The sequence below is a fragment of the Zarconia navalis LEGE 11467 genome (genome assembly GCF_015207075.1).
Taxonomy (GTDB): domain Bacteria; phylum Cyanobacteriota; class Cyanobacteriia; order Cyanobacteriales; family Geitlerinemataceae; genus Zarconia; species Zarconia navalis.
The window spans coordinates 1-8,326 of sequence record NZ_JADEXN010000209.1 but is presented as its reverse complement, the minus strand read 5'-3'; the positions used below and the strand labels follow the sequence as shown (position 1 = coordinate 8,326).

The window sequence follows — 8,326 nt, the reverse complement described above, 5'->3', positions numbered from 1 at the left end:
CGGTACAAGTCAGCACGTCCAACTCCAACAACAACTCCGCCCAGCGGGGGTCGCGAAACTTCTTCTGGCCGTGCATATCTTGGGCCATCTCGGCTTCGTGACAGCGGTTGCAGGTCTCGTTAGTAACGGGTTTAAATCCTTCGTGGCAGGAACTACAAGACTCTTCAAACAGAACGTGTCCGTTGGAGGTTTCTCCAGGAAGGAAGACACTGCGCTTATCCATGGCAAAAGCCCCCGTCAGCCACACGCACAAAATTAGGACAACGCCGAGAATGGCAATGTTGGATTTGAAAAATTTGCCGGGTTTGAACCGCTTGCCGATATCGAACGCCATGAGTTACCTTTCAAGCCAGCAGGAGTAAGATGGTTGCGATCGTACCCATGCCGCCGAAAACAGCACCGAAGATTCCCCAATTGACGGAAGACTTTGGCTGTGCGGTAGGTGTTGATGCGGCAGGCGTTGATGCCGTTACCGCTTCGAGTTCGACGGTTTTGGAGTCGTAATCGGCCCCGGAAAGCATGATTTCGGTAATCGCGCCGTAAGCTTCTACCCAAGCCTGCTTGACATCTGCCGTCCAATCGTTGCCCAAATACTGCTCGAAGGTGGTGAGGATGGCATTACCCACCAGGGGATAATGTTCCGGCAGCGCCCCATATTGAACGTGTCGCGCGCCCAAACCTTTGAGGGGACTTTCGAGAGCATCGGGTTTGCGCAGATTTTCCACCACCAAAACCAGGGAGGCAATTAGCTTTTTCTGTTGTTCTGCCAGGTCGGTTGTGGCAAATAGGGGCTTGGCTTCTGGATACATCCGAAACAAGTTTTCGTAGAAACTCGCCCCAAATTCACCGGCACGAGGTTTGATTTTCTCGAAGGAACTTTCTAGAAGTTCGACGTTTAAAGACATTTGTGTTGACAACAGGATAGTAACGATCTCTCGGGAAAATTAAGTCGAAGAAGACTTAACTAACTGGCTATGTATCGTATCGAAATCAACGTTTAAATTTGTATCGTCGATAACAAATAAATTAATAAATGCTGATATTAAATCAAAATGATTCAATAATTGAATGTCAGGTTTTCTTGAACTAAAATAATGTGCTAACTACTTCAATTCATGAATTTATGAGGTTTCGATCGCCTAAATCTATTTCAGAATATCGGTTCGAGCGATCTAGGAACTTACATTGCTCAAAATAAAATGCATGGAGTTCATGAATAAAATGCATAGCCAATCGATAGATTGAGAAAATTTACCCATTTTTTGCAACTTTTGATACAAAAGTAAAACTAAAAATAATTAGGGTAGATGAAGAAATCGAGAACAGAGCGTACAGTTTCGTAATATTAAAAATTGTAAATGAAGACATTCGATCGCATTTGGCGATTCATCGGTTCGATTCAACTTGCAGTTCCCCTGCTCGGTGCGATCGTTCTCGTATTAGTTGGCGCAACATTTTACGAATCTAAAGTGGGTTCGGTTTCGGTTCAGCACGAGATTTACCAAAGTCCTTGGTTCGGGGCTTTGATGTTCCTTCTCGCTGTCAACTTAGGGGTTTCGGCTCTCAATCGCTATCCTTGGCGCAATGCCCGGCAAGTCGGTTTTGCCCTCACGCATCTCGGTTTAATCGTGATTATTGCCGGTTCTGCGGCGGTGATTCACCTGGGAGTAGAGGGAATGCTACTGGTGAGAACCGATCGCGGTGCTAACAACCAAGTTCGGATGCAAGGGGATTTACTCGAAGTGATGAATCCCGATCGAACCGTTGAATCCGGTAATATATTTATCAATCGATCCGGTAAAGTTTACCCCACATATTTGGCAGGATTAGAGTTAGCCGACTACCGCGAAAACACCGTACGCTCTATTCAGTTTATTGAAGGTGAAACCGTTCCGAATCCCGCCGTCCGATTGAGTTTAACCAGCGATCGCATGGGGCAAAATATCGAGCGTTCCCTCGCCGTTGCCCCCAGCAGTTACTCTCAGATGACACTTGGGATTGCCGAACTGGCGATCGTCCAAACAAACTCAGATGAAGAACTGCAACAGCTTTTATCTCCCCCAAGCAACAAAACCCAACATCTGTGGGGAGAACTTAAAATCGATCGAGGCCAAAAGCAGGCGATCGTTGATGTCAAAGATAATATCTCAAAGTCCGTTAATTTTAACGATTTAACCATCGAACTGGTCGATTTCTTCCCCGATTTCCGTCTCGATAAAAATCGTCTTCCCACCACCGCCTCCTCCCAATTCAACAACCCCGCTATCTTGCTCGAAATTTCCTCATCAACGGGGACAGAAGGCTGGTTCGTATTTGGAAAAGCTGAGTTTCCCCCCATTCGTACTGTCATCTCCGGCGAGAGGATTGCCGACTTGCAACTGGACTACCAATTTGAAACCCCCCCAGCAGAAGATTATTTTCACGTCATCGCCACCGAAGACGACAAACTCTACTACACGGCAAAATCCTCCAATGGATTCAAATCCGGTACATTAGCCATCGGCGAATCCGTCACCCCCGGCTGGGCGGATTTCCAAATTACCCTCAAAGAATATATCCCCCACGGCAAACTGCAACGAACCATCGTCCCCGCAGACAATCCGCAAGTTCAAGGAAACCCAGCACTTTTAGTTAAAACCGCCGCCGGAACCGCCACCTGGCTACCTTGGGGAGAACCCACCACCATTGAAGAACCCGAGGGCGAAATCTACGCCGCATTCGGTCCGAAATTACTGGCACTGCCCTTTGGGATTAAGTTAGAGGATTTCATTGTCGATCGCAATGAAGGATCGCAATCCGTTGCCATGTGGACGAGCAAAATCCGCATCCAAGACCCCATCAACCGCATCTCCAAACAGCGCAACGTGTGGATGAACCATCCCACCTGGTATCGCGGTTGGAAAATCGCCCAAGCCTCCTGGAACCCCGGCGATTTGCAGCAATCGACATTGCAAGTCAAACGGGAACCCACGTGGGTAACAGCCCTGACTTGGACCGGTTCTGCATTAGTCGTGTCCGGGATTGCGGTAATGTTCTACGCCCCGGCTTTGATGCGAAAGATGCGATCGAAATCAAACCAGACCGAACCCGCAACCGCAGTGACTCCAGAGGTTGCTGAAAAACCCGAGGATGAAGGAATCGATCGAAACTTAACCCCCATCTCATAAACGATGGGTCATCTCTTCCCTTCCTTCCCACCTTCTCTTCCTTCCCACCTTCTCTTCCTTCCCACCTTCTCTTCCTTCCCACCTTCTCTTCCTTCCCACCTTCTCTTCCTTCTTATCTTCGTGTCCTTTGTGCCTTTGTGGTTTATAAAAATCAGTATTCCCAATGAAACTCCTCAAATTCCTAATTGGCATCTGCCTCGGACTCCTCATCCTGATTCTGCCAGTTAGCCAATTTCAAACCTCCCCCCTCGACCCGCTACAAGAATTGACCGTTCAACTCGAAGGGCGCAAAAAACCATTAGATACCCTTGCCAGAGAAACCGTCACCCAAATTCACGGGAAGACAAGTTATCAACCCCTCAATGAGGAAAAGCTGGATTACTTATCCACCTATTTATCCTTGTGGTTCAATACCCGCGATTGGAACGAAGAACCCTTCATTTTGGTGAGTTATCGCCCCCTCAAAGAAAGTCTCGGACTCGATGTCGATCGCAAATATTTTACCTTTTCCGAGTTGATGCGATCGGATCTCAATTCAATTCTATGGACGGCCCGACAAAAACAAGCCGACAAGATACCCCTGACGCGAGACGAACGAGAAGCCCTCACCATCGAAGACCGATTAGCGCTAACCCTCGAAACCGTCGGCACCAATAATCTGCCCCTGGTGCCCCATCCCACAGATATTAAAGGAACTTGGGTAGGGATTGAGGACGCGCAACAATACTACGACGACCCATCCGTCGAAGCCATTCAAACCGACTACGATGCCCTACGGAATGCTTATCGAGAAAATCCCCAGGATGAATCGATTTTAGGAGAAATTGCCCGATCGCTCTCTACCCAACTTGCCGCCTTGAGTCCCAACGTCTACCCCGAACATGCAACATTGCATCGAGAAGTAAGCTTCTATCACCTTCACCCCTTCGCCAAAGCCTGGCGGCTGTATGGTCTCGGTTTTATTGCCATGGTGTTGGTGATGGCGTTCAAAGCTGAGAATATCTATTGGGGGGCGTTAGGCATTTTCGGTAGCGGTCTCCTCATCCACGGTTACGGCTTCCTCACCCGGGTGCAAATCGCCGGCAGACCCCCGGTGACGAATATGTACGAGTCGGTGATTTGGGTGGGATTTGGGATTGCGGCGATCGCATTATTATTTGAATGTATCTACCGGGCGAAGTATTATCTTTTGGCAGCCGCCCCACTTTCGATCGTTTGTCTGATTCTCTCCGACAGCCTCCCCGCCATTCTCGACCCCACCCTCAAACCCCTGGTTCCCGTCCTTCGTGATAACTTCTGGCTAAGTATCCACGTCCCCACCATTACCCTGGGCTACGCCAGTTTTGCCCTCGCGTTGGGATTGGGCCACATTCTCCTGGGCCATTACCTGTTTGCCCCCCAAGCCACCCCGAGAATCCGCAGCCTGTCGAAATGGAATTACGCCCTGTTGCAAGTTGGCGTACTCTTACTCAGTGCGGGAATTATCCTCGGGGGCATCTGGGCCCACTTCTCCTGGGGTCGGTTCTGGGGTTGGGACCCGAAAGAAACCTGGGCTTTAATCGCCCTGATGTGCTACGTCGTTCCTCTCCACGGACGTTTGGCGGGTTGGTTTTCCGACTTTGCCATGGCGGTGACGAGTGTGGTGGCGTTCAATGGGGTGTTGATGGCGTGGTATGGGGTAAATTTCGTGTTGGGAACGGGATTGCACAGCTACGGCTTTGCCACGGGAGGGTCGGAGTTAATTGTTGCGGGTTTGGTGGGATTGGATTTGCTGTTTGTGGCGATTGTGGCGGTGAAGCAGAGAGGACGGAAGAAAGAGCAACAAAAAGAAAAAACTCAATTTCCCCAGATTTACGCACCGGATTGAGTTGTCATCTGTTTGTTAATGAAGTGATAAACCGCGATCGAAACATCAAACTTCGCTTATTCGTTAGAGTTTTCATCTGAGCTGAAAAAGGCTTGTATTCCAGAGCAAAAGCACTGAAAACTTACAGAGCGATTATTTTTAGTTTGCATATACTCGGAAATTTTTCGAGCAGCTTCAACCTTATTCAACCCACCTGGATGATATCCTTTCTTTTGCAGTAAGTCTTCCAAGGCTTCCCAGGTTCCTCCTTTAATTGCATCCGGGTCGCGATAACGTTGTCGTGCTGCAAAGCTTTTTTCTATTTTGGGGTACGCTTGATAAATAGCTATTGCGTCTCCTAAAAACCAAGCTTCCAGTTCTTCAATCGCAATTCGATTGAGCAAGATAAACTTTTGGGTTTCTGAACTCGATTTCGTCGTAAATCCATTAGAAGTCGCACAGTCTTCGAGTATTTTTTTCAATTTTTTGCAATCCTCATTATCGCGATCGCAAAGTACTAGAATTCGCCAATTCTCTGGCAGCCATGCTTGATAACCTTTGAGGCGTTGGGGAAGCTTCTTCAGCAAATCCTTTTTACCTCGAAACGAACGAATTTCAAACTCAATATCAGATGGCAGAATTTTGGGTAACAATTGTTCGAGGGCAACTTCTGCGGAATATTCTTCGACTAAAATTTCTAGATGCAATCTGGTCATTTCGATCGTCAAGACTAAAGTTGAGTTTTTGGTGCGCCCTGGTTTTTCAGCGGATCGCCAAACTCAAAGTATCCCTCCATCCAGAGGTTCCCAAGGGTTGCCCCTTCAGTAATTAATTCAGGAATGCCGCGCATATCGGCAGCTCGCTTTGCCCGAGTAAAACCACTTTCATCGCGATAGAGAACCCACAGTTCGTTTGGACGCAAGGCATCAACAAAGTCGGGGGAGTGGGTTGTCACCATTAACTGACTCTGACCCGATGCAGTTCGGCACTCTTCAGCCAACTCAGAAAGTAAGCGGGGATGGAGATGGTTTTCCGGTTCTTCAATGCCGATGAGTGGAGGCGGATCTGGATCGTAGAGAACCGTTAAATACGCCAGCATTTTTAGAGTGCCATCTGAGGCAAATTTAGCCATAATGGGTCTTTCAAATGGCGCATCTTTGATTTGTAAGAGCAATCGTCCATCCTGCATCATCGCCGCATCGATGCTTTGTAGGCGGGGAATGCGGTGAGTTAGGGTTGTCAGAATTCGATCGAGGCAATCGGAATGTTGCTCTTTGAGGTATTGAATAACGTTGGGCAGGTTATCGCCCGTTTCGGAAAGCCGTTCTTGAGGGCCTGCTTCCGGGGTGCTGCGAGCGCGATCTGCGGACAGGTAGGACAGATACCATCCACTAATAAATCGACGGAGAGCGCTCACGCGAGGATTACTCGCAAATTGACCGAGCGTATTAACTGCGAGTAGATCGGGAGAGTCGAGTTCTTGAGGAATGCGATCGGCTTTTTCTTCAGGCATCTCACCGCTAATTACATTACCTGCCCCTTCCTTAAAGTTCAAAAACTTGAAGGGCGCGCCATATTTTTTTCCACGTCGCCACTGCAACCATTCCTCAGCCACAAAGGGGCCGCGAGGTCCTTCATCGATCGCCAGATGATAAGTAATCAGAGGGGTTTTATCATTTTCTCGATATTTCAACTCAAAGGATATCGGACCTTCCATTCCTCGAGTTCGCAGTTCTCGAAACCGTCCGCGCCGATCCCAAGCACGACGAAGACCAGATTGAAAGCATTCCGACAGAAACGCAAATATATCAAAAATAGTAGATTTACCGCTTCCGTTAGGTCCCAAGAAGACTGTCAGTGGTGTAATCTCCTTCAGTTCGAGATCGTGCAACGCGCGATAGTTTTTAACTCTCAGTTGCTCGATCCGAGGAATGCTGGGCTTGGGCATAGCGGGTTCGATTTGGAAGGCACTACTGGGTAGTATTCTAGTCGGCTGTGGCGCAATTACCTCACCCAGAACAATACTTTAGACGTAATCCCAGTCACTGTGACTGATTTACTTTTCGTTACATCTATTTTTCTTGCAAAATTCGATCGACTGTCAAATCTAAATTCTCGAAAACTGAAGAGGCGATCGCATCATTTCCGGTATACACTTTCTCTTCATATAACCCTTCTACCCATTCGAGTATCGTTACCTGCTGCAACATCGGATCGACAATCCAATACTCGGCAATTCCTCTGGCGGCATACTCCGTTCGTTTGTATCGATAATCCCGCTTCTCTTGGTTCGGACTAACCACTTCAACGACTAATAAAGGCGGCGGCATCTCCATCATCACAATTGAGCGTGTTGCCCCTTCCAATGCAATTTCTAACTCTTTAGATAAGACCATTAAATCGGGAACTCGCACCGATACCCGCGAACCGCTCACTGCCAATTCCATCTTCATCGTGAGTCGCTGTGGTGGAATTCCCAGTTGACTGAAATATATCAGCAGAAACATGGCAATTCGCCGATTAATTTCACTTTCAGAAGGCATTAGAATCAGTTCCCCATTTTCAAGCTCGTATAACCTATCCGTCCCATCGTCGTAGTCGATAAATTCTGCCAGTGTCATTTTTGCAGATGTAGCAGTCATTGTTTTCACCTTATTCTCTAGTGATTGATTTTCAAGCCATTTTCCCAACTGAACGTAGTCAGACTTAATATTATATTCCTGTATTTTTTTTACATGATAGCGAATAAAGTCTTCAAACATCAGCAGTGGGAGCAGAACGACTTCTACTTTCATTGCCTCTTCAAAAATAATTTTTTCAAATTCAAAGTTATAACCGACCCACTTAATCGTAGAAACTTTACTATTCGCCATTTCCTGTAAATTTTGAATAATGCAGTTACGCTGAGGATCGGAATTTTTGTTTTTATAAAGAATACTCCAATATAGATTGTGACGAACAAAATACTTGCCATCTACATCTCTACAGATTTCGACTTCTACCTCAGCTACCTGTAGAAAAAAGCGTTTTAGTCGTCTCACGTTGATTACTCTCGCCTATTTCCCTTGCAAAACCCGATCGACTGTCAAATCTAAACTCTCAAAAATTGAAGAGGCAATCGCATCATTTCCGGTATACACTTTCTCTTCATATAACCCTTCAACCCATTCAAGTATCGTCACCTGTTGCAACATCGGATCGACAATCCAATACTCGGCAATTCCTCTGGCGGCATACTCCGTTCGTTTGTATCGATAATCCCGCTTCTCTTGGTTCGGACTAACCACTTCAACGACTAACAAAGGCGGCGGCA

The 8,326-nt window shown here is 47.2% G+C and carries 8 protein-coding genes; 2 read left to right on the top strand and 6 right to left on the bottom strand.

All coding sequences use genetic code 11. From position 1 onward, the window contains the following. Positions 1-334 (bottom strand): hypothetical protein (locus tag IQ235_RS12280; RefSeq protein WP_441373263.1); only part of this gene is annotated, 334 nt, incomplete at its 3' end. Between the two features lie 10 nt (positions 335-344). Then, entirely contained in the window at positions 345-905 is a 561-nt protein-coding gene (locus IQ235_RS12275) for a globin family protein (protein WP_264321749.1), read from the bottom strand. Positions 906-1,358: 453 nt separating this feature from the next. Here IQ235_RS12275 and IQ235_RS12270 point away from each other — a divergent pair, with 453 nt between their 5' ends. Beyond that, entirely contained in the window at positions 1,359-3,167 is a 1,809-nt protein-coding gene (locus IQ235_RS12270) for a cytochrome c biogenesis ResB family protein (RefSeq protein ID WP_264321748.1), read from the top strand. A 163-nt stretch (positions 3,168-3,330) separates the two neighbouring features. Beyond that, positions 3,331-5,034 (top strand): cytochrome c biogenesis protein, encoded by a 1,704-nt coding sequence (locus IQ235_RS12265; RefSeq protein WP_264321747.1) that lies wholly within the window; start codon positions 3,331-3,333, stop codon positions 5,032-5,034. 56 nt (positions 5,035-5,090) lie between these two features. Here IQ235_RS12265 and IQ235_RS12260 read toward each other — a convergent pair whose 3' ends face one another. From IQ235_RS12260 to IQ235_RS12245, 4 genes are all read right to left on the bottom strand, one after another. Next, positions 5,091-5,729: a DUF4276 family protein gene (locus IQ235_RS12260; RefSeq protein WP_264321746.1), complete on the bottom strand. Its 639-nt coding sequence runs from the start codon at positions 5,727-5,729 to the stop codon at positions 5,091-5,093. A 14-nt stretch (positions 5,730-5,743) separates the two neighbouring features. Continuing rightward, positions 5,744-6,961, bottom strand: coding sequence for an AAA family ATPase (locus IQ235_RS12255; protein WP_264321745.1), 1,218 nt, complete (start codon positions 6,959-6,961; stop codon positions 5,744-5,746). Positions 6,962-7,085: 124 nt separating this feature from the next. Continuing rightward, positions 7,086-8,054, bottom strand: coding sequence for a Uma2 family endonuclease (locus IQ235_RS12250; protein ID WP_264321744.1), 969 nt, complete (start codon positions 8,052-8,054; stop codon positions 7,086-7,088). Positions 8,055-8,069: 15 nt separating this feature from the next. After that, positions 8,070-8,326 (bottom strand): Uma2 family endonuclease (locus tag IQ235_RS12245; RefSeq protein ID WP_264321743.1); only part of this gene is annotated, 257 nt, incomplete at its 5' end.

Bases quoted from the DNA above. Each gene is read 5' to 3' on its own strand.
- IQ235_RS12265 (WP_264321747.1), top strand. From the start codon at position 3,331: ATGAAACTCCTCAAATTCCTAATTGGCATCTGCCTCGGACTCCTCATC.
- IQ235_RS12260 (WP_264321746.1), bottom strand. From the start codon at position 5,729: ATGACCAGATTGCATCTAGAAATTTTAGTCGAAGAATATTCCGCAGAA.
- IQ235_RS12275 (WP_264321749.1), bottom strand. From the start codon at position 905: ATGTCTTTAAACGTCGAACTTCTAGAAAGTTCCTTCGAGAAAATCAAA.
- IQ235_RS12255 (WP_264321745.1), bottom strand. From the start codon at position 6,961: ATGCCCAAGCCCAGCATTCCTCGGATCGAGCAACTGAGAGTTAAAAAC.
- IQ235_RS12270 (WP_264321748.1), top strand. From the start codon at position 1,359: ATGAAGACATTCGATCGCATTTGGCGATTCATCGGTTCGATTCAACTT.